This is a genomic window from Microvirga sp. 3-52, assembly GCF_018383585.1.
Lineage (GTDB): Bacteria > Pseudomonadota > Alphaproteobacteria > Rhizobiales > Beijerinckiaceae > Microvirga.
The window spans coordinates 28591-52571 of sequence record NZ_JAHAMK010000025.1 but is presented as its reverse complement, the minus strand read 5'-3'; the positions used below and the strand labels follow the sequence as shown (position 1 = coordinate 52571).

General features: G+C 64.3%; 21 protein-coding genes. 15 read left to right on the top strand and 6 right to left on the bottom strand.

The genetic code is table 11. From position 1 onward, the window contains the following. Positions 1 to 147: 147 nt before the first annotated feature. From aldA to KHP60_RS17825, 7 genes are all read left to right on the top strand, one after another. Positions 148 to 1620: an aldehyde dehydrogenase gene (aldA, locus tag KHP60_RS17855; RefSeq protein WP_249688898.1), complete on the top strand. Its 1473-nt coding sequence runs from the start codon at positions 148 to 150 to the stop codon at positions 1618 to 1620. A gap of 74 nt (positions 1621 to 1694) precedes the next feature. Continuing rightward, positions 1695 to 2675 carry an ABC transporter substrate-binding protein gene (locus tag KHP60_RS17850; protein ID WP_213565680.1) on the top strand — a complete coding sequence of 327 codons (981 nt, stop codon included), beginning with the start codon at positions 1695 to 1697 and terminating at the stop codon, positions 2673 to 2675. 75 nt (positions 2676 to 2750) lie between these two features. Further along, positions 2751 to 4280: a sugar ABC transporter ATP-binding protein gene (locus tag KHP60_RS17845; protein ID WP_213565696.1), complete on the top strand. Its 1530-nt coding sequence runs from the start codon at positions 2751 to 2753 to the stop codon at positions 4278 to 4280. Next, a complete protein-coding gene (locus KHP60_RS17840) occupies positions 4273 to 5274 on the top strand; it encodes an ABC transporter permease (protein WP_213565679.1) in 1002 nt (333 codons plus the stop codon). The genes KHP60_RS17845 and KHP60_RS17840 overlap by 8 nt, the downstream gene beginning before the upstream one ends. Before the next feature lie 8 nt (positions 5275 to 5282). Next, positions 5283 to 6260: an ABC transporter permease gene (locus KHP60_RS17835; protein ID WP_213565678.1), complete on the top strand. Its 978-nt coding sequence runs from the start codon at positions 5283 to 5285 to the stop codon at positions 6258 to 6260. A 40-nt stretch (positions 6261 to 6300) separates the two neighbouring features. Further along, complete coding sequence (locus KHP60_RS17830; protein ID WP_213565677.1) at positions 6301 to 7389, top strand: mandelate racemase/muconate lactonizing enzyme family protein; 1089 nt, start codon at positions 6301 to 6303, stop codon at positions 7387 to 7389. Between the two features lie 41 nt (positions 7390 to 7430). Continuing rightward, positions 7431 to 9119, top strand: a complete 1689-nt coding sequence (locus KHP60_RS17825) for a GMC family oxidoreductase (RefSeq protein ID WP_213565676.1) — start codon at positions 7431 to 7433, stop codon at positions 9117 to 9119. A 31-nt stretch (positions 9120 to 9150) separates the two neighbouring features. Here KHP60_RS17825 and KHP60_RS17820 read toward each other — a convergent pair whose 3' ends face one another. The 4 genes from KHP60_RS17820 to KHP60_RS17805 form a co-directional block, all read right to left on the bottom strand. After that, positions 9151 to 10431, bottom strand: a complete 1281-nt coding sequence (locus tag KHP60_RS17820; RefSeq protein WP_213565675.1) for a family 1 glycosylhydrolase — start codon at positions 10429 to 10431, stop codon at positions 9151 to 9153. Positions 10432 to 10638: 207 nt separating this feature from the next. Beyond that, complete coding sequence (locus KHP60_RS17815) at positions 10639 to 11538, bottom strand: carbohydrate ABC transporter permease (protein WP_213565674.1); 900 nt, start codon at positions 11536 to 11538, stop codon at positions 10639 to 10641. Beyond that, entirely contained in the window at positions 11535 to 12422 is an 888-nt protein-coding gene (locus KHP60_RS17810; RefSeq protein ID WP_213565673.1) for a carbohydrate ABC transporter permease, read from the bottom strand. Before KHP60_RS17810 ends, KHP60_RS17815 begins: the two co-directional genes overlap by 4 nt. 195 nt (positions 12423 to 12617) lie before the next feature. Continuing rightward, positions 12618 to 13937, bottom strand: a complete 1320-nt coding sequence (locus KHP60_RS17805; RefSeq protein WP_213565672.1) for an ABC transporter substrate-binding protein — start codon at positions 13935 to 13937, stop codon at positions 12618 to 12620. Between the two features lie 616 nt (positions 13938 to 14553). Between KHP60_RS17805 and KHP60_RS17800 the strand changes: the two genes are divergently transcribed. Then, positions 14554 to 15441 carry an NAD(P)-dependent oxidoreductase gene (locus KHP60_RS17800; RefSeq protein WP_213565671.1) on the top strand — a complete coding sequence of 296 codons (888 nt, stop codon included), beginning with the start codon at positions 14554 to 14556 and terminating at the stop codon, positions 15439 to 15441. A 102-nt stretch (positions 15442 to 15543) separates the two neighbouring features. On the opposite strand, the gene KHP60_RS17795 is transcribed toward KHP60_RS17800, so the two are convergent. Together KHP60_RS17795 and KHP60_RS17790 are read right to left on the bottom strand one after the other, a co-directional pair. Beyond that, entirely contained in the window at positions 15544 to 15930 is a 387-nt protein-coding gene (locus KHP60_RS17795; protein WP_213565670.1) for a hypothetical protein, read from the bottom strand. Positions 15931 to 16202: 272 nt separating this feature from the next. After that, a complete protein-coding gene (locus KHP60_RS17790) occupies positions 16203 to 16493 on the bottom strand; it encodes a hypothetical protein (RefSeq protein ID WP_213565669.1) in 291 nt (96 codons plus the stop codon). A 383-nt stretch (positions 16494 to 16876) separates the two neighbouring features. On the opposite strand from KHP60_RS17790, the gene KHP60_RS17785 reads away from it, so the two are divergent. The 7 genes from KHP60_RS17785 (at position 16877) to KHP60_RS17755 (ending at position 23972) form a co-directional block, all read left to right on the top strand. Then, positions 16877 to 18400: an ABC transporter substrate-binding protein gene (locus tag KHP60_RS17785; protein WP_213565668.1), complete on the top strand. Its 1524-nt coding sequence runs from the start codon at positions 16877 to 16879 to the stop codon at positions 18398 to 18400. Positions 18401 to 18464: 64 nt separating this feature from the next. Next, positions 18465 to 19406, top strand: a complete 942-nt coding sequence (locus KHP60_RS17780; protein WP_213565667.1) for an ABC transporter permease — start codon at positions 18465 to 18467, stop codon at positions 19404 to 19406. Further along, positions 19406 to 20269 carry an ABC transporter permease gene (locus KHP60_RS17775; RefSeq protein ID WP_213565666.1) on the top strand — a complete coding sequence of 288 codons (864 nt, stop codon included), beginning with the start codon at positions 19406 to 19408 and terminating at the stop codon, positions 20267 to 20269. Before KHP60_RS17780 ends, KHP60_RS17775 begins: the two co-directional genes overlap by 1 nt. Positions 20270 to 20273: 4 nt before the next feature. Then, positions 20274 to 21497, top strand: a complete 1224-nt coding sequence (locus tag KHP60_RS17770; protein ID WP_213565665.1) for an amidohydrolase/deacetylase family metallohydrolase — start codon at positions 20274 to 20276, stop codon at positions 21495 to 21497. Next, the gene (locus KHP60_RS17765) at positions 21494 to 22507 is read left to right on the top strand and encodes an ABC transporter ATP-binding protein (protein ID WP_213565664.1); all 1014 of its coding nucleotides are present in this window, start codon (positions 21494 to 21496) and stop codon (positions 22505 to 22507) included. The genes KHP60_RS17770 and KHP60_RS17765 overlap by 4 nt, the downstream gene beginning before the upstream one ends. Next, a complete protein-coding gene (locus KHP60_RS17760) occupies positions 22504 to 23487 on the top strand; it encodes an ABC transporter ATP-binding protein (RefSeq protein ID WP_213565663.1) in 984 nt (327 codons plus the stop codon). The genes KHP60_RS17765 and KHP60_RS17760 overlap by 4 nt, the downstream gene beginning before the upstream one ends. After that, positions 23484 to 23972, top strand: coding sequence for a RidA family protein (locus tag KHP60_RS17755; RefSeq protein ID WP_213565662.1), 489 nt, complete (start codon positions 23484 to 23486; stop codon positions 23970 to 23972). The genes KHP60_RS17760 and KHP60_RS17755 overlap by 4 nt, the downstream gene beginning before the upstream one ends. Positions 23973 to 23981 lie beyond the last annotated feature (9 nt).

Genomic DNA, 23981 nt, shown 5'->3' with positions numbered 1-23981 from the left:
CGAACCAAATAAGCCGGTAAACGGTGTTTGTTTCGAGATGCTCAGATCGAGCATTCAGGGAGAGAGACTGGTGACGCCATTCCAAGCCACTCCGCTGTCGAACTCCGATCCGCAGCCTTCCCGTCTGGGATCTTGCGAGGGCGCCCGATGACCGGCTCGCTCCAGGCTACCCGCGCTGAGGACGTGACCCATTACCAGATGTACATCGACGGGGCCTGGACGGACGGACGATCCGCCGACCGGTCGGATGTCGAGAACCCCGCCAACGAGGTCGTTTTCGCAACCGTTCCCGCCGGAACGGCGGAGGACGCGGTAGCCGCCCTGGAGGCGGCGCGACGCGCGCAGCCCGCATGGGCAGCCCTGCCGCCGATCGTGCGCGCCGGTTACGTCAACGATCTCGCCGCAGCCGTGAAGCGGGAGAAGGCGCATCTCGCCCGGGTTGTCGTGCTGGAGCAGGGCAAGCCCTTGAATCAGGCTGAAGGCGAGATTGACGCCGTCATCACGTTTCTGACCTTCGCGGCCGAAAGCGCGCGGCGCATCGAGGGCGATATTCTCCCGTCCGATTTCCAGAACGAGGAAGTCTGGATCCGCCGTGTTCCGTTCGGCGTGGTCGTCGGCCTCACGGCATGGAACTATCCGGCAGCCCTGGCGGCGCGCAAGATCGGCCCTGCCCTCGTGGCGGGCAACACGATGGTCGTCAAGGGCCACGAATCCACGCCCCTGTCGGCCCTCGAGATCGCCCGCCTCGCCCATGAGGTCGGAATTCCGAAGGGCGTACTCAACGTGGTGACGGGCGACGGGCGCACAGTCGGCGATGCGCTGGTGCGCTCGCCCCTGAGCGCCATGATCACCATGACGGGCAGCGTCCGCGCCGGTCGTGAAATCTATGCCGCGGGCGCGCATGAACTGAAGGTCGTGCGCCTGGAGCTCGGTGGCAAGGCGCCTTTCATCGTTCTCGACGATGCCGACATCGAGGCGGCGGTGGAAGCCGCGATCGTCTCACGGTTCACCAATTGCGGGCAGATCTGCACCTGCAACGAACGCATGTATCTGCATCGGAGCATTGCAGAGCCCTTCCTCGACAAGTTCGTGTCCCGGGTGAAGCAGATGCGTCTCGCCGACCCCATGACAAATCCCGACATGGGCCCGAAGGTGAACCGGCCCGAGGTCGACAAGGTCGAGGAGATCGTGAACGACGCCATCGCGGCCGGTGCCGAGGTGCTTGCGGGCGGACACCGCCTCACGGAAGGCGATTTCTCCCGCGGCCATTGGTTCGAGCCGACGGTGCTGCGGGTCGACACCAACAAGGCGTCGGTCATGCAGCGGGAAATCTTCGGCCCGGTCGCGCCCGTCATGACGGTCGACAGCTTCGAGCAGGCGCTGAGCTTCGCCAACGACAGCAGCTACGGCCTCTCGGCCTATGTCTACACCAACGATCTGCGCCGGGTCATGCGGCTCTCGCGGGAGCTCGCCTTTGGCGAACTCTACGTCAACCGCCCCTGCGGCGAGCTCGTTCAAGGCTTCCATACGGGCTGGAAGCACTCCGGCCTCGGCGGCGAGGACGGCAAATACGGTTTCGACGGATATCTGCGCAAGCAGACGACCTATGTCCGTTGGTGACGACCCGCAGCCGTAAGAGCTGCGGCAATCCCTCAAGAACCCCGTCAAGGGGCATGAGAACTTCATGGAGGAAGATGATGCTGAGAAGGACTTTCCTTGCGCTCGCGACGGGTGTCGCTGCCATCGGACTCGGCCTGGGCGGCGCTTCGGCGCAGGAGTTGCCCAAGCTGAAGCAGAAAGAGAAGTACAAGGTCGGTTTCGCGCAGACCGAGTCGAACAATCCGTGGCGCATCGCGCAGACGGAGAGCATGAAGGCCGAGGCCGCCAAGCTCGGTCATCAACTGGTCTACACGGACGCGGCCGGTTCCGCCGCCAAGCAGGTGGCCGACGTCAACTCGATGATAGCCCAGGGCGTCGACCTGATCTTCCTCGCCCCGCGCGAGGAGAAGCCCCTGATTCCCGCCGTCATGGCGGCCAAGAAGGCCGGCATTCCGGTGGTGCTTCTCGACCGCAACGTCGATCAGAGCCTCGCCAAGGCCGGTCGTGACTACGTCACGTTCATCGGCTCCGACTTCGTCGACGAAGGCAAGCGCGCGGCCGAGGCCCTGACCAAGGCCATGAACGGCAACGCCAAGATCATCCAGCTCGAGGGCACCACCGGCTCCTCGCCGGCCAATGACCGCCGCAAGGGCTTCGAGGATTACATCAAGGCCCATTCCGGCATGAAGATCGTCGCATCCCAGTCCGGCGACTTTGCCCGCGACAAGGGCCGGCAGGTTGCCGAAACGCTGCTGCAAGCGCACCCCGATGCAACGGCCATCTACGCCCACAACGACGAGATGGCCATCGGGGCGATCGCGGCACTCGAGGCGGCCGGCAAGAAGCCCGGCAAGGACGTGATCGTCGTCTCCGTCGACGGCACCCGCGATGCGCTCCAGGCCATCATCGACGGCAAGATGCTGGCCACCGTCGAGTGCAATCCGAAGTTCGGACCGAAGGCCTTCGAGACCCTGGCTCGCTATGCCAAAGGCGAGCAGATCGAGCCGTGGGTGATCAACACCGACCGCTTCTTCGACAAGTCGAACGCGACCCAGCTCATCGCCGACGCATACTGAACGCGAAGGGCGCTGCCTGTCATGTCGACGGACAGCGCCCTTCTTCGCTTGGCCGAACAGATCGACGGACCTTTCATGGCGCCGCTTCTCACCATGCACGGCATCGACAAGCGTTTCGCCGGAATACCGGCCCTGCGCGCGGCGGAACTCGTGGTGGAGAAGGGCGAAGTCCATGCCCTCATCGGCCAGAACGGCGCAGGCAAGTCGACGATGATCAAGATCCTGACCGGCTATTACAGGAAGGATGCGGGCGAGGTCCTGTTCGACGGAAGGCCGGCGGAATTCTCCTCGCCGCAGGAGGCGCAGCGCGCCGGCATCAGCACGATCTACCAGGAGATCAACCTGGTGCCCTACCGGTCCGTGACGGAGAACATCTGTCTGGGTCGCGAGAAGCGGCGCTTCGGTTTCCTCGACTGGCCTGCCATGCACGCGGAGGCCCGCGCGCTCCTGGCCCGGTTCAACATCGACATCGACGTGCATCGTCCGCTCATGGCCTATCCGACGGCCGTGCAGCAGATGGTCGCCATCGCCCGAGCGATCGGCTTCGAGGCCAGGCTCGTCATCATGGACGAGCCCACGTCATCGCTCGACGAACGCGAGGTCGAGGTGCTGTTCGGCGTCATCCGCCAGCTCAAGGCGGCCGGCGTGTCCGTCATCTTCGTCAGCCACAAGCTCGACGAGCTCTACGCCGTCTGCGATCGCGTCACCATCATGCGCGACGGGCGCACCGTGCAGGTGGCTCCTCTGGCGGAGCTGTCGCGGCTCGATCTCGTCACCGCCATGCTCGGACGGGAGCTGACCCAGGTTCTGCACGACAAACACAATGCGGGCGACCTCGAGAGCGAAGCGCGCGAGCCGGTCCTGAAAGTCGAAAACCTTGCCGTCAGTCGCAAGGTTCGCGATGTCAGCTTCGAGGTGCGGCCCGGCGAAATCGCGGGTCTCGCCGGGCTTCTCGGGGCCGGTCGGACGGAATCCGTGCGCGCCGTGTTCGGAGCCGACAAGCCGGACGCCGGCACCGTCACCTTCGCCGGAAGCGCGAACGGGATTGCGGCCCCGTCGGATGCGATCCAGGCCGGCATGGGTTTCTGCTCGGAGGATCGCAAGCTCGAGGGCATCATTCCCGACATGTCCGTGCGCGAGAACCTGACGCTCGCGCTCATGCCGCAGCTCGCCCGGCGCGGCATCGTGGACGAGGGCCGCAGCCATGAGATCGTCGACCGCTTCATCAAGCGCCTCGGCATCCGCTGTGCCGGACCCGAACAGCGCATCCGCGAGCTGTCGGGCGGCAACCAGCAGAAGGTGCTGCTCGCCCGCTGGCTGTGCATGAATCCCAAACTGCTCATCCTCGACGAACCCACCCGCGGGATCGACGTCGGGGCCAAGGCCGAGATCCTGAGCCTGATCCGGGAGCTCGCCGGTCAGGGCCTCGGCGTTCTCATGATCTCCTCGGAGTTGGAGGAGGTCGTGGAGGCGGCCAGCCGCATCTTCGTGCTCCGCGACGGCTATACGGCCGCCGAACTGAAGGGAGATTCCGTGAACGAGCAGAGCGTCATGGCCGCCATGGCCCATGGCCACGAGGATGCCCGGGAGAAGGCCCATGGCTGAATCCGCCACCACCCTTCCTCCCGCGCAAGGGGCGCCTCGTTTCGACATCAGGCTCGCGCTGACGCGCTACGGCGCCTGGATCGCCCTGGCGCTTCTCATCCTGGTCAATCTCGCCATTACCCCGAACTTCGCCACCTGGCAGACCCTCAACGTCAACCTCACGCAGGTCTGCACCATCGTGATCGTCGCCGTCGGGATGACCCTCGTGATCGCCACCGGCGGCATCGATCTGTCCGTCGGCGCGCTCATGGCCATCGCCGGAGCGCTGGCGCCGCTGATCTTCCTCGGCAAGCTCTTCCCCCTGCCCCACCCGGCCGTCGGCATCGCGCTGGCATTCGTGGTGCCCGTTCTCGTCGCGGCGGCGCTGGGCTGGTTCAACGGCTGGCTGGTGACGCGCCTGAGAATCCAGCCGATCATTGCGACCCTCGTGCTGTTCATCGCAGGGCGCGGCATCGCCCAGGTTTTCACCAACGGCAACCTGCAGGTGTTCAACCTGCCGAGCTTCCAGTTCATCGGCCTCGGGCGCGTGTTCGGCATCCCCTTCCAGGCGATCCTGATGGTCGTCATCGTCGCGGCCGCGGCCTGGATGCTCAGACGCACCGTGTTCGGCCGGCAGATCCTCGCCATCGGCGGCAACGAGAAGGCCGCGAGGCTCGCGGGCATTCCCGTGGTCTCGGTGAAGCAGCGGGTCTATCTCATCAGCGGCCTTCTGTCCGGGATCGCGGGTCTCATCGTCATCGCCCGCAACTCTGCCGCGGACGCCAATCTCGTCGGCCTAGGCATGGAGCTCGACGCCATCGCGGCCGTGGCCGTGGGCGGCACGCTTCTCACCGGCGGCCGGGCGACGGTGACGGGCACGTTGGTCGGCGCGCTCATCATCCAGCTCGTCCGCTATACGCTGCTCGCCAACGGCGTGCCGGATGCGGCGGCCCTGGTGGCGAAGGCCGTCATCATCGTGCTGGCCGTCTGGCTACAGCGGCAGAGCCATCGCTGAGGTCGTCGATGAACCCCACCACGCTCAAACTCTTCCAGGGCATCGGGCGCTACGGCGTCCTCCTGGCGCTTGTCGCCCTGATCCTGTTCGGCTGGGTGCGCTACGAGAACTTCCTCGGCGCGTTCAACGTGCTCTCGGTCCTGCGCTACAACAGCATGTTCGCGCTGGTCGCGCTCGGGACGTGCTTCGTCATCATCACCGGCGGCATCGATCTCTCGGTGGGCTCGACCGCCGCGCTCGGCAGCGTCGTGGCCGCCCTGCTGTCTCCCTACGGCGTCCTGCCGGGGCTGCTCGGCGGACTGGCCGCCGGGTTGGCGGTCGGCGCCTGCAACGCCTTCATCATCACGCGGCTCAACATCCTGCCCTTCATCACCACCCTGGCCACGATGTTGGCGGCGAGCGGCTGTGCGCTGCTGCTCGCCGGCAATCAATCCGTCTCCGTGTCCTATGAATCGGGCTTCACCGAGCTCGGCCAGGGCGACCTCCTCGGCTTTCCCGTTCCGGCCTGGATCGCGCTGGTCGCCTATCTCGTCGGCTCGCTCGTCCTCAACCTGACGTCCTTCGGGCGCACCGTTCTGGCGATCGGCGGCAACGAGGATGCGGCGCGCCTCATGGGCCTTCCGGCGAATCGGGTGAAGGCGCTCGTCTATCTGGCGAGCGGCGGCCTCGCGGGTCTCGCGGGCGTGATCCTCGCGGCGCAGTTCGGCGCGGGCCAGCCCATCGAAGGGGTCGGCTGGGAGCTCTTCGCCATCGCGGCGGTCGTGGTCGGCGGCACGCTCCTCACGGGCGGTCTCGGCTCCGTCGGCTCGACGCTCGCGGGCGTGCTCCTGCTCGGGCTGATCTTCAACATCCTGAATTTCGAGAATGGCCTCGGCTGGATCAGCCTCTCGGCCTATTGGCAATCCGTCATCCGGGGCGCGTTCCTGCTGCTCGTCGTCGCCATCCAGGCGAGGTTGAGCATGCGCAACGAAGAGATGGCCTCGTAACGGGTCACGCATTCGATCATCGAGCAAACGAAGGATAACCATGCCCCGGATCACCTCCATCGAACCCGGCTTCTACCGCATCCCGCTGCCGACCGTTCTGACCGATTCCATGCACGGCGAGATGCGCGCCTTCGAGCTGAACACGGTGCGCCTTCGCGATGCCGATGGAGCCGAGGGCGTCGGCTACACCTTCACGGTGGGACGCAACGGTGCCGCCATCGACACGATCCTGGCGCGCGAGCTCCCCGAGATCATGGACGGCGAAGAGGCCGATGAAATCGAGCGCCTCTGGCACAAGGCGTGGTGGGCGCTCCATTACGGCGGCCGTGGCGGGCCGACGGTCCTGGCGCTCTCCGCCTTCGACATGGCCCTGTGGGACCTCAAGGCCAAGCGCGCCAACCTCCCCCTCTGGAAGGCGCTCGGCGGCTTCGACGCCAAGGTGCCGTGCTATGCGGGCGGCATCGATCTCGACCTGCCCCTCGACAAGCTGCTGCGCCAGACGGACGACAATCTCGCCAAGGGCTTCCGCGCCATCAAGATGAAGGTCGGCCGCGCCAACCTGTTCGAGGATGTGGAGCGGGTGAAGGCGATGCGCGAGCATCTCGGCGCCGGCTTCCCGCTGATGGCGGACGCCAACATGAAGTGGAGCGTCGATGGCGCGATCCGCGCGGCGCGGGCCCTGCAGCCCTACGACCTCACCTGGCTCGAGGAGCCGACCATCCCGGACGATCCCGCAGGCCACGCCCGCATCGTGCGCGAGGGCGGATTGCCGATCGCCGCGGGTGAAAACCTGCGCACGCTCTGGGAGTTCAAGCTCTACGTGGCCGGCGGCGGGGTGACCTATCCCGAGCCCGACGTCACCAATTGCGGCGGCGTCACGCCGTTCATGAAAATCGCCCATCTGGCGGAGGCCTTCAATCTTCCGGTCACCAGCCACGGCGCTCACGACGTGACCGTTCATCTGCTCGCAGCCTGCCCGAACCGCTCCTATCTCGAAGCCCACGGCTTTGGGCTCGAGCGCTACATCGCCGAACCGCTCAAGATCCAAGATGGTTTCGCGCTGGCGCCGGATCGTCCTGGCCACGGCATCGCCTTCGATTGGAAGGGTCTCGACACGATCAGGGCCTGAGACACCGACCGTCATCGGCCGATAGCGAAGCAGGTGCATCCATGAACGAGCGTTTCGACCATATCATCGTCGGCGGCGGCTCCTCCGGTTCCGTCGCGGCCGCGCGGCTTGTCAACGAAGGCAGGCGCGTGCTGTTGCTCGAGGGCGGTTACTCCCATCGCCATCCGCTCCTGGACATGCCGCCCGGCATCTTCAAGATGATCAACGGCAGCAAATACATGCGGTATCACCACACGGTTCCGCAGGACCATCTGGATGGCCGCGTGCACGACATCCCTCAGGCCAACGTTCTCGGCGGCGGCTCGTCGGTCAACGCGCAGGTCTACATGCGCGGGCGCCCCTCGGACTACGACGAGTGGCACGAGATGCTGCGCGGGGAAAACGACTACCCCGGCTGGAGCTGGTCCGACGTGCTGCCCCACTTCCGCACCATGGAGGGCAACAACAGGTTCTACAATGAGCTCCATGGCGCTGACGGTCCGCTGCTGGTCTCGGATCCCGGCCACATCAACGACATGTCCCGATGGTTCGTGCAGGCCATCCAGGCCCTCGGAGAACCGTTCAACCCGGACTTCAACGGGTCGAAGCAGCGGGGCGTCGGCTTCTACCAGTTCATGAACCGGCGCGGCCGAAGGAGCAGCGCGGCCTATGCCTTCCTGGCGCCGCTGGCGGACAACCCGAACCTCGTCATCCGCCTTCAGTCGCGGGTGCGCAGGATCGAGATCGAGAACGGCCGCGCGGTCGGCGTCACCTATCGTGACGCAAAGGGTGTCGACCATCGGGTTCATGCGGACGGCGAGGTGATCGTCGCGTCCGGGGCCCTCGTCACGCCGCAGCTCCTCATGCTGTCGGGCATCGGCCCGGCCGATCAGCTGCGGGAGCACGGGATCGCCTGCATTGCCGACCTACCGGGCATCGGAGAGAACCTGATCGACCACCCGGAGGTGCCCCTCATCGCGAAAGCCAACGGGCCCTATGGCTACTACAAGCAGGGCGTCGGATGGCGGATGCTCCTCAACGGCCTTCATTTCCGGCTGTTCGGTTCAGGACCGATCCTCTCGGCCGGCGTCGAAGCCGGGGCTTTCGTCAATCCCAGGGATCCGGATGCGGAACCGACGATCCAGGCCTTCTGCGTGCCGATCATCTATCTCGACCGGGACACGCTCGGGCTGGTCGAGGACACCTATGGGCTGACGATCACCACGGTCGTGGTGAAACCGAAATCCCGCGGCTATGTCCGCCTGCGCTCGGGCGATCCGGAGGATATGCCCCTCGTCTCGCCCAACCTGCTGAGCCACCCCGATGACGCGCGGACCATGATCGACGGCCAGCGCTACTTCATCCGTGCCTTCCAGACCAGTCCATTGGCGGAACGGATCGAGCGCGTCTCGATCCCCGACCCGAACGATCTCAGCGACGAGGCCATCATGAAGCATTGCCGGCGCTTCGTGAAAACGAACTACCATCCGAGTGGAACCTGCCGGATGGGCACGGCGAGCGACCCCATGGCCGTCCTCGATTCCAGCCTCCGCGTCCGTGGTATCGAGAACCTGCGGGTCTGCGATCTGTCGGCCATGCCCACCATCAATGCGGGCAACACGAATGCGCCCGCGATGATGCTCGGAAGCCGCTGCGCAGAATTCATCACTGGCCGGCCGACCGTCAGCACGTCGCAATTCGGCCCCCGACTGTCGGAGCAGGGAGACATGAGCGTAGCCACCCTGGGCTGATCACCGCGGCGAAACCGGTGGTTCGTTGACCTCAGCACCAATCCTTGTCCGAGGTCATCTTCATCTCATCGGCGGCCTTCCTGATGTCGGAGAGATCGACCGGATCGCTGAACGGATCCTCGTCGAGTTCCGTCACCCGGTTCAGGCGCATCTGCCACCGCCTCAGCTCGTCGATGTAAGGCTGGAACGGCACCCGCTTCAGTGTGCCGTTCTCCTCGACCAGATCGCACAGGCCGTTGTGCAGCCATTCGCCGGTGTGCCAGTCGGGCATGTCGACGGCCGGGAACAAGCACACCCCATGCAGATCGATCCCTTTGCGGACGGCCGCGAGGGACTCCTCGACGATGTCGCAGAGCCAGTCCGGACGGCCTTCGCGCAGGCCGCTCGTCTCGCCCACGATCATCGGACGGCGGTAGCGCTCCCAAGCGTATGTGAGGAGATCGCCCAGCGGCCGGATTCGCTCGTCATGAGGTTCGAGCGAAGCATGGGGGCCATTCTCCCGATATTCCATCTGACCGAACGAGTAGCAGTTGACCCCGACGATATCGAGCACGTCCGGGGAGCCGCCGAGTTCCGGGTGGCGCAGTCCGGCGATCACGTCCCAGGCATAGAAGGTGTCCTCGAAGGTCTCGCGGTCCGCCTCGTCCTGAAGGTCCGGCCGATCTTTGGGCGCGACCACGAGGATGAGCGGATCGATGTGCACCATGCGCGCCTGCGGATCGACCTCTCGGATCGCCTTGACCGCCGCGATATCGGCCCGGCAGAGGGCGAGACGCAGCTTCTGACGCTGCTCGTCCGTCTTGCCGAACGGCGCCGTCCAGCCCCACTCGCCGCCCATGAAGGCGAAGAAGGTGATCTCGTTGATCGGCGTGAAGAAATGCGGCCCGCGAATGCGCGGCGTCACGTATTCCGCCGCCGCTCTCGCGTAAGCAGCGAACCGGTCCGCGAATTCGGGAGCGAAAGGATCGACGTCGTCAGGATAGCCGTAATGGCACAGATCCCAGATGGGCAGGATCTGTTGGCGGTTCATGGCCTCGACGAAGGGATCGAGCCCCGAGAAATCGTAAGTCCCGCCCCTGTCCACGAAAGGCCAGGGGATGCCTTGCCGTGCGACCGCGATGCCGAGCGAGCGCAGGAAGGCATAATCTTCCTCCACATGCTTGTGGTGCTGCGTTTCGGCCACGAGATTGCGACGGCCCTGATCCTTCCAGATGAAGGTGGAGCACTCGAAACCTGACAGGAAGAAGGTTGGGAAGATGCCAGCCTCGACAGAGGCTCGTGCTGGACTTCCCGACGGGGACAAGGTGTTCAAGAAAGTATCCTCATGGGCAGCGGCACACGACTATGTAGGCCTCCCTCTCTCATAGGGAATATGCAGAACCTGCTGGAGGGTGTTGCCCCCCACCTCAAGGCAGATGACCTGTGGATCAGTCTCCGACGAACTCCCACCCTTCAGCGCCGTCTGCTCCGGCCCAGTCACCGGGCCGAAGCACTTTTTTCGCCGGTCGTTTATCGTCACTTATTCCTTCACCGCACCTGTCATCGAAGACACGTAATAGTCCACGAAGAACGAGTAGAGCAGCACGACCGGCAGCGACCCCAGGAGCGCGCCCGCCATGAGGGCTCCCCATTCGTAAACGTCGCCGCGCACGAGCTCGGTCAGCACGCCCACGGGCACGGTCTTGTTTTCCGAGGACTGGATGAAGGTGAGCGCGTAGATGAATTCGTTCCACGAGAGGGTGAACGCGAAGATGCCCGCCGAGATGAGGCCCGGGACCGCCAGCGGCAGCATGATCCGCGTCAGGATCTGCCAGCGCGACGCCCCATCGACGAGAGCGCATTCTTCCAGCTCGTAAGGAATGGAGCGGAAGTAACCCATCAGCAGCCAAGTGCAGAAGGGGATCAGGAAGGTCGGATAGGTGAAGATCAGGGCGAGCTTCGTGTCGTAGATCCCAAACTTGAAGATCATGACCGCCAGCGGAATGAACAGGATCGAGGGCGGCACCAGATAGGCCAGGAAAATCCCCAGGCCCGTCCAGCGCGAACCCGGAAAGCGGATGCGCTCGATGGCATAGGCCGCAAACACCGATGCCACGAGCGACAGGCACGTCGATCCTATCGCCACCACCATCGTGTTGACGAGCCAGCCGGGATAGGACGTTTCGAACAGAAGATAGCGAATGTTCTCCAGTGTCGGACTGGAGGGCCAGAACGGATTGTAGTCACGGAAGTTGTTGAGCTCCTCGTTGGGCTTCAGGGCCGTGATCGTCATCCAGTAGAAAGGAAACAGGAGGACGAACACGAAGACGCCCAAGGGCAGGTACACCGTGAGCAATCTCTGCGGCGTACGGTTGAGATAGCTCATACCGACGCTGTCGTCGGCGGCAGCAGGATCGACAGGTCTGGCGCCAGAGGTCATGCGTCGCTTCCTCCCTGCTGCCAGCGCCGGCGCTGCAGCCCGAAATAACTGAAGAGAATGGCCGCGAGAAGGAACGGCACCATCGCAACGGCGATGGCCGCGCCCTCGCCCAGCTGACCGCCGGGAATGGCCCTCTGGAAGCTCAGGGTCGCCATCAGGTGGGTCGCGTTGAGAGGACCGCCGCGCGTCAGCACGTAGATGAGCTGGAAATCCGTGAAGGTGAACAGGACCGAGAAGGTCATCACCACGGCAATCAGGGGCGAGAGCATGGGCAGGGTGATGAAGCGGAACCGCTGCCAGGAGGTCGCACCGTCGAGGGTCGCCGCTTCATGGAGCGACGGCGAGATCGTCTGAAGCCCCGCCAGCAAGGTGATCGCCACGAAGGGAATGCCGCGCCAGACATTGGTGAGGATCACCGTCGCGCGGGCATTGTTCGGATCGCCCAGGAAGTTGATGGGCGAGGAGATCCAACCGAGCTCCAGGAGCGCCCAGGAGATGATCGAGAACTGGGTGTCGTAGATCCACCAGAAGGCGATCGCCGAAAGAACCGTCGGCACCACCCAGGGCAGAAGAACGACGGCGCGGATGATGGCCTTGAGGGGCAGATGTTCATTGAGGAGAAGGGCGAGCCAGAGGCCCAGCATGAACTTCAGGATCGAGGCCGCCACCGTATACAGGATCGTGTTGAAGACCGAGAGCCAGAAGATGCTGTCCTCCCAGAGGAGCTGGTAGTTCTCCAGCCCGACGAAGACGCCCGTGCGGCCGATGCGCGTGTCGGTGAACCCGAGCCAGACGCCGAGGCCGAGCGGATAGGAGAGAAAGACCAGAAGGAATATGGCGGCCGGCAGCATGAAGAGCAGGCCGAGAAAGAGCTTGCTCTGCATCNAGAAAGACCAGAAGGAATATGGCGGCCGGCAGCATGAAGAGCAGGCCGAGAAAGAGCTTGCTCTGCATCAGGGGCGTACGTGCGGTCGCAGCCGTCGCGCCGGCGCGGGTAAGGGCGGCATCGACCATGGAGCACCTCCGGGATCGTCAACACAGGACAAGGGGCGGTGCACGCGCACCGCCCCTTCAGGTTGTCAGACGCGGTAGTAGCGGTTGGCCCGCTGCTCCGCGCGCTTGGCGGCTTCCTCAGGCGTGCGCTGTCCCGTGGCAGCCTCGGCCACCATGTCGACCATGACGTAATCCGCCATCGTGGCGGCGGAGGGGTAGCCGAGCGGGCCCGCGTAACCGTTGGGACGCAAGGTCGAAGAGGCACGCTTGTAGGGTTCGTGCACCGGATCCGACGTCCAGACGGGATTGTCGATCAGGCCCTTCAAGGGCGGGCAGCAATAGGCGCTCGATCCGGTGATCCAGGCATCCATCTGCGGCTTGTCGAGCATGAACTGCAGGTAGGCGCGCGCCGCGTTCGGGAACTTCGTGTACCTGAAGATCACCGCCGAGGTGGTCTGGTGCAGCTCCACGGACTGGCCGACGGGCCCGATCGGCATGGTCGTCGAGCGGATGTCCTGCGCCAGCTCCGCCATCTTCGGATCGTTCTTGGCCGAGTAGTAGAGCGAGACGCCGTTCGCCGTCACCGAGACGTCGCCTGCCAGGAAGACCCGGTTGTTGTTGATGTCGAGCCAGCTTTCCGTGCCCGGGATGAAGGTCTGATAGAGCTCGCGGGCATATTGCAGCGCCTTGATGGTCTCCGGCGAGTTGATGACGACCTTCCCGCCCTCGTCGACCATCCTGCCGCCATGGCTCCAGACGATCCAGTGGGCGAAGTTGTTGCCGTCGCCGACGGCCTTTCCGAGCGCGAATCCGGCCGGCTTGCTCTTGGCCTTGAGGGCCTTGCACAATTCGAGAAACTCGTCGCTCTTCTCCGGGAATTTCGAGAAGCCCGCCTGCTTGACCATGCTGTCCCGGTAGAGGATGCCGTTGCCGATCGCCGCGAGGGGAAGCGCGATGAACTTGTCGCCCTGCTTGGCGTAGCCTTCGGGACCCGGATAATACCCGCCGTATTTGCTGGCGAAGCTGTTGCCGATGTCGGTGACGTCGAGGAGCTTGTCCGGATACTGGAACGGATCGTCGAACCAGACGAGCATGACGTCCGGGCCCGAACCGACATTGGCCGCGACGGCCGCCTTGGGGCGGATGTCCTCCCAGCTTTCCTTGTCGACACGCACCTCGACGCCCGTCGCCTCGGTGAACTTCTTCGTATTGGCGAGCCAGGAATCCTCGTCCCCCTTCACGAAGGGCGTCCAGCGCAGCACGCGCAAGGTGGCGCCCTGCTCTGGCTTGTACTGCGGGGCGGCTGCCTGCGCGAAAGCCGGCCCGGCATTCAGAAGCTGGGCTCCCGCCGCACCTGCGGCGAGGCCCGCCGTTCCAAGAAGCAGATCACGTCTAGACAGGGTCATCGTTCGCTTCCTCCATGATCCGGGATCTCTGGTGACATGCGCGGCCTTCCCGGGTGAGCCGCGCCGTTGAAGTCAACCGATCGCCGGCCATGTCCTCCAAGGGTCGGCGCCGTCGAGAGCCGGATCGAATGTGACAGGGATGAGCTCGCGGGACGCTTCCAAGGCGGATGCCGCGGCTCGGATCTCGCGGGAACTCATGGGCAGGAACTCATGGAACTGCCGCTTCGCGCTGGCCGGACAAGGACCTGTCCGCAGCATCATGAGCCCGGACAATTTCATCCGGATCGGCGGCCGACCTCTGGAACGCCCAAGCCGCGCGCTCGCATCCAGGCATACGCTTCCTCCCGGCCCCGTTCATTCCCGGCCCGTCTGACGCAGGCTTCGGATGTTGTTGGACAGGATATTCTAGGAAGAACCGCTTCATATCAAGCAGTGACGTCGACGGCCCTCACAGCGGGTCCATGGTCGCGGCACATAGGTCAACGAGCCTGACCGTTACCGGGAAGTCCGCGGTGATTTACTGGCCCGTGGGCCGTCCTACTTAAAGCATGAGTCGGACACGACACTCGCTCTGACGATCAGGCCGGCACAGTATCGATAATCACGACCGCAAGGGATGAACGAAATGATCCGCGTTGCATTTGTCGGCCTTGGCGCCATGGGACTACCGATGGCGTCGAATCTCCTGACGAAGGGGTTCCCGGTCACCGGGTTCGACCTGAACACCAATGCCCTCAGCGCGCTCGAGGCTTCCGGAGGAAAGAGCGCGGGAAGTGCGGGTGAAGCGGCAAGCGGCGCGGATGTCCTGATATTGATGGTGGTGAACGCGGCCCAGGCCGAGTCCGTGCTCTTCGAAGGCGGCGCTTTGGAGAAGCTGCGCGAGAACGGCGTGGTCGCGCTGATGGCAACCTGCCCTCCTGCAGCGGTGGAAGCCATCGAGGAGCGGGTGCGACGGGCCGGAAGGCGTCTGATCGACGCTCCCGTGTCGGGCGGCGTCGCGGGCGCCAAGGCAGCCACGCTGACGATCATGGCCGCCGGGTCCCGCGACACCTTCGAGGCCGTCAAGCCGCTCTTCGACGCGCTGGGCGACAAGGTTTTCCATGTCGGCGAGCGCCCGGGCCAGGGCGCCATGGTCAAGACCGTCAACCAGCTCCTCTGCGGCGTGCACATCGCCGTCGTCGCGGAGGCTTTCGCCCTGGCTTCGAAGGTCGGCGTCGATCTCGATATCCTGCTGCAGATCTTGAGCGGGTCCGCCGCCTCGAGCTGGATGCTGAAGGATCGAGGACAGCGCATGCTGCAGCCGGCCCCTGAGGTCGCCAGCGCCGTCGACATCTTCGTGAAGGACCTGGGCATCGTTCTCGATGCGGGCCGGGACACGAAGGCGGCGCTTCCCCTGGCCGCGGCGGCCCATCAGATGTTCCTTGCAACCTCGGGACGCGGAGACGGCCATGAGGACGACAGTCAGGTCATCCGCTCCTATCGTGCCTTGAACGGAATCCAATAGCAGACGCCGCCAGGCCGTGCCGGCGCGAGGTCGGGCGTGCGATGCGGTGAGGAAAGGAGCGTCACAGGCCCGCGGCCCACGACGCTCCAGGAGGGCTGAGGGTCAGAAGGGGAACAGGCTGTCGGTGTCGATGGCCGTGTTGACCGCCGTCTGGTTGATCAGGTTGGTGGAGATCTGGAAGTTGAAGTCGGCGGAGCTGTCATAGCTGCCGGAATCCACCAGAGCGTCGGGATCGTTGATGCCGGCGGCCTGCGCCGACGTCGCATCGCCGTCGAATGCCGTGTTGACCGCCGTCTGGTTGACGATGTTGGTGTCGAGCTGGACATTGATCTCCGGCGAGCCGGAAGACCAGTCCCAGCTGCCTCCGGTATCGAAGATCGCATCGGGATCGTGGATGCCGGCCGCCTGAGCCGAGGTCGCGTTGGCGCCCACGCCCGTATTGGCCGCTGCTTGGGTTATCTCGTTTACGGAAATCTGAAAATTCGGCATGAAATGACCTCTTCAAGTTGGCGTTGCTCTCAAGACCGCCCGAGCTGCTCTCTCAGTTGGCGATCGGTGAACCTTGCACGACTTTCAGGGCCGGGGCTGTGAGTTGCTTCACAGCCGGACGTCGCCTTCATCGACAGGAAACTGTCGAAAGAGGCTCGACGGATTACGCGACGCAACCGTGCTCGACACAAGCAAAAAGCCCTCCCAGGGAGCTGAGAGGGCTGGAGCGGAGCGCCACGGCTTGTCGCCTGTGGCGCTCCGGGAGGCAAGGGTTAGTAGTAGACGGGGAAGTCGTGGCCGGTATCGACGAGCGTGTCGCCGTCCGAGATCGAAGCCACCTGGGCCGAGGTGGCGTTGCCGCCGAGGGCCGTGTTGGTCGCGACCTGATCGATGTCGTTGAAGGACAGCTGCTCGTTGCCGCCGCCGAACCAGCTGCTGCCGGCATCGAGGAGCTTATCGGGGTCGGCAATGCTGGCCACCTGGGCCGAGGTCGCGTTGCCGCCGAAAGCGGTGTTGAAGGCGTCCTGGAAGATGTCGTTTTCGGAGACCTGGAAGTTTTCCATTGTATTACCTCTTCAAGTTGGCGTTGCTCTCAAGACCGCCTGAGATGCTCTCTCTGTTGGCGATGAATGGACTTTGAACCACTTCGGCCGCCGTCGCTGTGAAGCGCGTCACACATTCGAAATTCTTGCGAAATTCTTTGTTTTCTTCGCACCCGGCCTGACGGACGGGATGCCGGGATCAAGCCTGCGGGCGCAGGCACCCAGGCTGCGCTCTTCCAGGCATGATTGTGACACGGTGCAACGGCAATGAGCATCGCCCCGCAGAACGCCGGCGAGGTCCAGGGAAGGCCATGTCACTTCATCCCTATTGACCTTGGAACTTTGCGCGCTCACTATGACATAACTAGAGCAAATAATCTATAATTATAGAGCAAGAGGGAAACATGAGGATCAGAGAAGCACTTCTATCCGGCTTGGCGATACTTGCATCGGGCCCGGTTCTCGCTCAGTCGGGCGGCGGGGTCATCAATGTGGCGACGATCGGCGAGCCGCCGACACTTGATCCCATGGTCTCCACGGCGGATCTGGTCGGGATCGTCACTCAGCATTTTTTCGAGACGCTGTTCACCTTCGACAAGGACTGGAAGGTCACGCCCCTCCTGGCTGCATCGCTTCCCGAGGTCACCGAGGGCGGCAAGATCTACACGATCAAGCTGCGTCAGGGCATCAAATTCCATGACGGCTCGGACATGACGTCCGAAGACGTCGTCGCCTCTCTCAAGCGCTGGATGGAGCAGGGGTCGCGCGGCAAGCAGCTCGCCGGAAACGTCGACAAGCTGGAAGCTGTCGATCCGTCGACCGTGCGCCTCACCTTGAAGACGCCCTACGCTCCTCTCCTGGCGCTTCTGTCCTTCAACAATTCCGCCGCGGTGATCATGCCGTCGGAGAAGATGGACGTCCCGATGAAAGAGCCGGTCGGCACGGGCCCCTACAAGCTGAAGGAGCGCAAGCCGGATCAATACATCCAGCTCGTTCGCAACGATTCCTACAAGCCTCTCGACGGCACCGGCAACGGCTATGGCGGCGCACGCAAGCCGATCCTCGACGAGATCCGCTTCGTGCCGGTTCCGGATCCCAACACCCGGGTCGAAGGCGCGATTTCGGGACAGTTCGACTATGTGGATTCCCTCCCGGTCGAATCCTATGACCGGATCAAGAACCTCCAGACGTCGAAGCCGGTCATCCTCAAGCCGTTCGGCTGGCCTGTCTTCGTGATGAACACGAAGCAGGGCGTGATGACCAACAACGACGCCCGCATGGCCGTGCGCCTCGCCCTGAGCATGGAGGACATGCTCGCCGCGGCATTCGGCAATCCCGAGTTCTACTCGCTCGACGGAGCCATGTATCCCAAGGGCTATGTCTGGAACACGGATGCCGGTGTCGAAGGCAGATACAACGTCGCCGATCCGGACAAGGCGAAGGCGCTCCTGAAGAAAGCCGATTACAGCGGCGCGCCGCTGCGCATCCTCACCAGCCGCCAATACGAGTTCCACTACAAAATGGCGCAGGTGGCGGCAGAGTACCTGAAGCAGGCCGGCTTCACGGTCGATCTGCAGGTGGTCGACTGGGCGACGCTGACCCAGCGGCGCGGCGATCCGGCCCTGTGGGACATCTACATCACCCACAGCCCGTTCCTGCCCGAGCCAGCCCTCATCGGCCAGTTGTCCGAGAGCTCTCCGGGCTGGTGGTCGACGCCCGCCCGCAAGAAGGCGGTCGATGCCTTCAATACGGAGAGCGATCCGGCGAAGCGCCCTGCCCTCTGGGCCGAGGTTCAGAAGGTGATCTACGACGAAACCCCCAGCATCAAGATCGGCGACTTCAACGCCCTGTCGGCGCAGTCTCCCAAGCTGGAAGGTGTCGTGCCGGCGCCCTGGCCTTACTTCTGGAACGTGTCGGTGAAGAAGTAAGCACAGCAAGCTGGGGAGCGCTCCTCTAGGCGCTCCCCCGACATCCCTCTTTGCAGATCGACGCATGAGCCGCTACATCCTTCAACGTTTGCTCGGCATGCTGGCCGTGATGTTCGTGGTCGTCACGATCGTGTTCATCATCGTGCGCATCGCCCCCGGCGATCCCGCCGCCGTGATGCTCGGGCCGGACGCGACGGCTCAGGACGTCGCAGCGCTGCGCACGCGCCTCGGCCTCGATCAACCGCTCATCGTGCAATACGGCATCTTCTTCGGGCAGCTTCTGCAAGGAGATCTGGGCGAATCCATCTTCCTGAACCGTCCCGTCCTGTCCGCATTGGCGGACCGCGCCGAGCCGACCTTCTTTCTGACGGTGTTTTCCATTCTCATCGCGGCGCTGATCGCCATTCCGGTCGGAATCCTGTCGGCTTACTGGCGCGGTTCGCTCTTTGATCAGGCTTCCACGACCCTGGCCATGCTCGCGGCGTCCGTTCCGAGCTTCTGGCTCGGCCTGCTGCTGATCCAGTTCTTCGCCGTGCGCCTCGGAATCTTTCCGGTCTCGGGATATGGCGGGCCCGGGGCCGGGCTCGGCACGCGGCTGTCCCATCTCGTTCTTCCCGCGTTCTCTCTCGGCATCGTGTCGTCGGCCCTGATCCTCCGTTTCACGCGGGCGAGCATGCTCGATGTTCTGAACGACGATTACGTCCGCACCGCGCGCTCCAAGGGGATGGGCGAGTTCCGGGTCGTCATGAAACATGCCTTCAAGAACGCGCTCATTCCGGTTCTGACGGTGATCGGCCTGACGGCCGCGCTTCTCGTATCCGGCGCCGTCGTGACGGAAACCGTGTTCGGCCTTCCCGGTGTCGGCAACCTGGTCGTCTCGGCCGTGTTGCGGCGCGATTACCCGGTCATCCAGGGCGCACTCCTGATCGTGGCGGCGCTTTATGTTCTCATCAACTTTTTCATCGACATGCTCTACCTGCTCATCGACCCACGGGTGCGTTACTGATGGCCGCGGTCAGCTCCCCTGCCGTCATCGAAGCGAGTTTCGTCTCGCGGCTGGTGACCCGCAAAACCGTCATGGTCGGTGTTCTGATCCTCGTGATCGTCGCCGCACTGGCGATCCTGGCGCCGCTGATCGCCCCCTATTCGCCAAGCCGCCTCTCCGTGGTGAACCGGCTCAAGCCGCCGAGCGGCATCTACTGGTTCGGAACCGATGAGTTCGGCCGGGACGTGTTCAGCCGTACCATCTACGCGGGCCGGCTCTCGCTGCTCGTGGGCGCCTCGGTCGTGACTTTCGCCGCCGTTTTCGGCGTGACGCTCGGTCTGGTGGCGGGCTTCTTCCGCCGTCTCGACATGCCGATCGCCCGCATCATCGACGCCATGATGGCCTTCCCGGACATTCTCCTGGCGATCGCGCTCGTCGCTGCCCTCGGTCCGTCCCTCGTCACCGTCATCGTGGCTCTCGGAATCGTCTATACGCCGCGCCTCGCGCGCATCGTGCGCGCCTCGACGCTGGTGATCCGTGAACTGCCCTATGTCGAGGCGGCCCGTGCCCTCGGGGTGCCGACCTGGCGCATCATGTCGCGACATGTGCTGCGCAACCTCGTGTCTCCCATTCTCGTGCAGGGCACCTTCATCTTCGCCTATGCCATGCTGGCGGAAGCCGGACTGTCCTTCCTGGGCCTCGGAGTCAGTCCCGAGGTGCCGACCTGGGGAACGATGATCGCGGCCGGGCGGCAGTATATCGGACAGGCCGACTGGATGACGCTGTTTCCCGGCATCGCGATCATCCTGTCCGTTCTTTCCCTTCAAATGGTCGGCGACGGCTTCCGGGATCTTCTCGATCCGCGCCTGAGAAAGGATCTCTGATCTCATGACTTCCCACGAAGACGCGTCGCCCCTTCTGATCTCGGGCGTGAAGCCGGTCGGTTTCGGCCGCGGCGTGCCGCAGGAGGCAACGGACATCCTCATCGGCGGAGACGGAAGGATCGCCGGCGTCGGCAGCTCGCTCCAGGGGCCGGACGGCGCCCGCCGCATCGATGCCAAAGGCGCTTACGTCTCGCCCGGATGGGTCGATCTCCATGCTCACGTCTGGCACGGAGGAACCGACATTTCCATCAAGCCGCAGGTCTGCGGCATCGAGCGGGGCGTCACGACCATCGTGGACGCCGGCTCGGCCGGCGAGGCCAATTTCCACGGTTTCCGCGAGTACATCATCGAGCCGGCCAGGGAGCGCATCAAGGCCTTCCTCAATATCGGCTCGATCGGCCTCGTCGCCTGCAACCGCGTCAGCGAACTGATCGACATGCGGTCCATCGACATCGACCGCACCATCGCCTGCGTCGAAGCCAACCGCGACATCATCATCGGCATCAAGGTGCGGGCGAGCGGCGTGATCGTCGGCGCCTGGGGCATCACGCCCGTGAAGATCGCCAAGAAGGTCGCCAAGATCCTGAAGCTCCCGCTGATGGTGCATGTGGGCGAACCGCCCCCGGTCTTCGACGAGGTTCTCGAGATCCTGGGCCCCGGCGACGTGGTGACCCACTGCTTCAACGGCAAGGCCGCGGCGAACATCATGGAGGACGAGGACCTGTTCCAGCTCGCGGAACGCTGCGCCAGGGACGGCGTCCGCCTCGACGTGGGCCATGGCGGCGCCTCGTTCTCGTTCAAGGTGGCCGAACTCGCCATTCAGCGCGGCCTCCTGCCGTTCTCGATCTCGACCGACCTGCACGCGCGCTCCCTCGACAATCCCGTCTGGGACATGGGCACGACCATGTCGAAGCTTCTCTCGGTCGGGATGCCGTTCGAGGCGGTCATCGACGCTTCGACACGGGCGCCGATGGAAGTGATCGGTCTTCCGACCGAGAATCTTCTCTCCCCCGGCACGCGGGCCGAGTTTACGGTGTTCGAGGTCAACGACAGCGACCTTCGGATCGTCGATTCCATGGGCTACGACGCGCACCTGCCGCGCCTGATCGAGCCAGTCTGGACCATCCTCGGACGGGATGCCGTCAAGGCCAGTCGCTACGTCCCTCCCGGAAAGTCCGCCCTGGAAAGTTCCGCCTGTCCGCATTGCGGGTGGATCAACGCCCGATGACGGAGCTGCCCGACGATACCGTGCTCAGGGTCTCGGACCTGCACACTCACTTCGAACTCGGCAGCCGCGTCGCCAAGTCGGTCGATGGCGTGAGCTTCGACGTGAGGCGCGGAGAAACGGTCGCGGTCGTCGGTGAATCCGGCTCCGGAAAATCCGTCACCAGCCTGTCGATCATGCGTCTTCTGTCGTCCCCGGGCCGGATCGTCGCAGGAAACATCCTCTACCGCACGAGCCAGGGCCAGGTGATCGACATCGCGGCCCTGCCGGAGCGGAAGATGCGGGCGATCCGCGGCCGGGAGATCGCCATGATCTTTCAGGAGCCGATGACGAGCCTCAACCCTCTTTACACGGTGGGCGATCAGATCGTGGAGATGATCAGGCTTCACGAGCCGCTCTCGACCGCCGAGGCCCGTCGGCAGGCCAAGCGGATGCTGGATCTGGTCGAGATTCCGGCGGCCGACCGCAGGCTGGACGAGTACCCGCATCAGATGTCGGGCGGCATGCGCCAGCGCGTGATGATCGCACTGGCCCTGTCCTGCAATCCCAACCTTCTGATCGCCGACGAGCCGACCACCGCCCTCGACGTGACCATTCAGGCCCAGATCCTCGATCTGCTCCGCAGGCTGCAGCGCGAGATCGGCATGAGCATCCTGTTCGTCACGCACAATCTCGGCGTGGTGGCGGAGATCGCTCACGACGTCGTGGTCATGTATACCGGCCGCGTGGTCGAGAAGAGCCCGGTCGACGGCCTCTTCAGGCATCAGAAACATCCCTATACGCGCGGACTTCTGGCCTGCATCCCGAACGCATCGCGAGATCGCGGCGCCGCCGGGGAGAGGCGGCGGCTCAATCCGATCCCGGGCAATGTGCCCCCGGTCACGGCGCTGCCGCCGGGATGCAGCTTCGCCCCCCGCTGCCCGTATCGCATCCCGCTTTGCGATGAGGCGCCGCCGCTGATGGCGGCAGGCCCCTCCCATCTCAGCCGATGCTGGAGGCATGAGGACCTATGAGCACCGAAACCCTTCTGAGTGTCCAGGGGCTCACCAAGCAGTTCCAGACCCGCAGCGGCACGGTCAAGGCCGTCGACGGCGTCAGCTTCGAAGTGAAGCGCGGCACCATCGTGGGCCTCGTGGGAGAATCCGGATCGGGCAAGACCACCGCGGGCCGCTGCACGCTTCGCCTCGTCGAGCCGAACGAGGGCCGGATCGTTTTCGACGGGGTCGATCTGCGGACCTTGTCGGAGCGGGAGATGAGGGCTTACCGCAGCCGGCTGCAGATCATCTTCCAGGACCCCTATTCGAGCCTCAATCCCCGCCTTCGCGTCGATCAGATCATCGGTGAGGCGCTGGATATCCATCGGCCCGTCAAGGGCAGCGCCCGGCGGGGCCGGATCGCGGAACTGCTCCACAGAGTGGGTCTCAATCCCGAAGCGGCGCGGCGCTTCCCGCATGAATTCTCGGGCGGCCAGCGTCAGCGCATCGGCATCGCCCGGGCCCTGGCGGTCGAGCCCGACTTCATCGTGGCGGATGAGCCGGTCTCGGCTCTCGATGTATCGGTCCAGGCTCAGGTCCTGAACCTGATCCAGGATCTGCAGCAGGATTTCGGCCTGACGATGCTGTTCATCGCTCACGACCTGTCGGTGGTGGAGTATCTCTGCGACGAGGTCGTGGTGATGTATCTCGGGCGTGTCATGGAGCGCGGGCCTAGCCGCGAGATCTATGCCATGCCGCGCCACCCCTATACGCAGGCGCTTCTCTCGGCAGCCCCGGTGCCGGACCCGACCGCGAGCCGACAGCGGATCGTTCTGAAAGGCGATATTCCCAGCCCCCTCAATCCGCCGTCCGGTTGCGTCTTCCGAACACGCTGCCGTTACGCCGTCGAGGCCTGCGCCGAGATCGTTCCGCCTTTGGAGGATATCGGCTCGAACCATCACGTCGCCTGCATCCGCCACGGCGACTCCGAAGTGATTTCTCAAGGACTGACATTGTGAACGAAGTTCAATATCCGACCGCGTCGAACCCTTACGAGCGCCTGAAGGAACTGGGCATCGCGCTGCCCCGACCGCCAAGCCCGATTGCCAATTTCGTGACGCATGTCCAGGAAGGCAACCTTCTGTTCCTGTCCGGCCAGGGACCGCAGGAAGCAAACGGGTATCTTCACACCGGCAAGGTTGGCATCGACGTCGACCCGGACGAAGCCTACGAACACGCCAAGCTGACGGGCATCAATCTGCTCGCCGTCATGCAGGATGCCCTGGGCGACCTGTCGCGCGTGAAACGCATCGTGAAGCTCCTCGGCATGGTGAACGCGGCTTCCGACTTCGGCGAACACCCGAGGGTGATCAACGGATGCTCCGATCTCATGATGGCGGTGTTCGGAGACGCCGGGCGCCACGCCCGTTCCGCCGTCGGCTTCGGGTCTCTGCCCAACAACATCACGGTCGAGATCGAAGCCATCATCGCTCTCGCGGAATGAGGCGCTTCG

Coding starts and splice junctions, on each gene's coding strand:
- aldA (WP_249688898.1), top strand. CDS start 148: ATGACCGGCTCGCTCCAGGCTACCCGCGCTGAGGACGTGACCCATTAC.
- KHP60_RS17850 (WP_213565680.1), top strand. CDS start 1,695: ATGATGCTGAGAAGGACTTTCCTTGCGCTCGCGACGGGTGTCGCTGCC.
- KHP60_RS17845 (WP_213565696.1), top strand. CDS start 2,751: ATGGCGCCGCTTCTCACCATGCACGGCATCGACAAGCGTTTCGCCGGA.
- KHP60_RS17840 (WP_213565679.1), top strand. CDS start 4,273: ATGGCTGAATCCGCCACCACCCTTCCTCCCGCGCAAGGGGCGCCTCGT.
- KHP60_RS17835 (WP_213565678.1), top strand. CDS start 5,283: ATGAACCCCACCACGCTCAAACTCTTCCAGGGCATCGGGCGCTACGGC.
- KHP60_RS17830 (WP_213565677.1), top strand. CDS start 6,301: ATGCCCCGGATCACCTCCATCGAACCCGGCTTCTACCGCATCCCGCTG.
- KHP60_RS17825 (WP_213565676.1), top strand. CDS start 7,431: ATGAACGAGCGTTTCGACCATATCATCGTCGGCGGCGGCTCCTCCGGT.
- KHP60_RS17815 (WP_213565674.1), bottom strand. CDS start 11,538: ATGACCTCTGGCGCCAGACCTGTCGATCCTGCTGCCGCCGACGACAGC.
- KHP60_RS17810 (WP_213565673.1), bottom strand. CDS start 12,422: ATGCAGAGCAAGCTCTTTCTCGGCCTGCTCTTCATGCTGCCGGCCGCC.
- KHP60_RS17805 (WP_213565672.1), bottom strand. CDS start 13,937: ATGACCCTGTCTAGACGTGATCTGCTTCTTGGAACGGCGGGCCTCGCC.
- KHP60_RS17800 (WP_213565671.1), top strand. CDS start 14,554: ATGAACGAAATGATCCGCGTTGCATTTGTCGGCCTTGGCGCCATGGGA.
- KHP60_RS17795 (WP_213565670.1), bottom strand. CDS start 15,930: ATGCCGAATTTTCAGATTTCCGTAAACGAGATAACCCAAGCAGCGGCC.
- KHP60_RS17790 (WP_213565669.1), bottom strand. CDS start 16,493: ATGGAAAACTTCCAGGTCTCCGAAAACGACATCTTCCAGGACGCCTTC.
- KHP60_RS17785 (WP_213565668.1), top strand. CDS start 16,877: ATGAGGATCAGAGAAGCACTTCTATCCGGCTTGGCGATACTTGCATCG.
- KHP60_RS17780 (WP_213565667.1), top strand. CDS start 18,465: ATGAGCCGCTACATCCTTCAACGTTTGCTCGGCATGCTGGCCGTGATG.
- KHP60_RS17775 (WP_213565666.1), top strand. CDS start 19,406: ATGGCCGCGGTCAGCTCCCCTGCCGTCATCGAAGCGAGTTTCGTCTCG.
- KHP60_RS17770 (WP_213565665.1), top strand. CDS start 20,274: ATGACTTCCCACGAAGACGCGTCGCCCCTTCTGATCTCGGGCGTGAAG.
- KHP60_RS17765 (WP_213565664.1), top strand. CDS start 21,494: ATGACGGAGCTGCCCGACGATACCGTGCTCAGGGTCTCGGACCTGCAC.
- KHP60_RS17760 (WP_213565663.1), top strand. CDS start 22,504: ATGAGCACCGAAACCCTTCTGAGTGTCCAGGGGCTCACCAAGCAGTTC.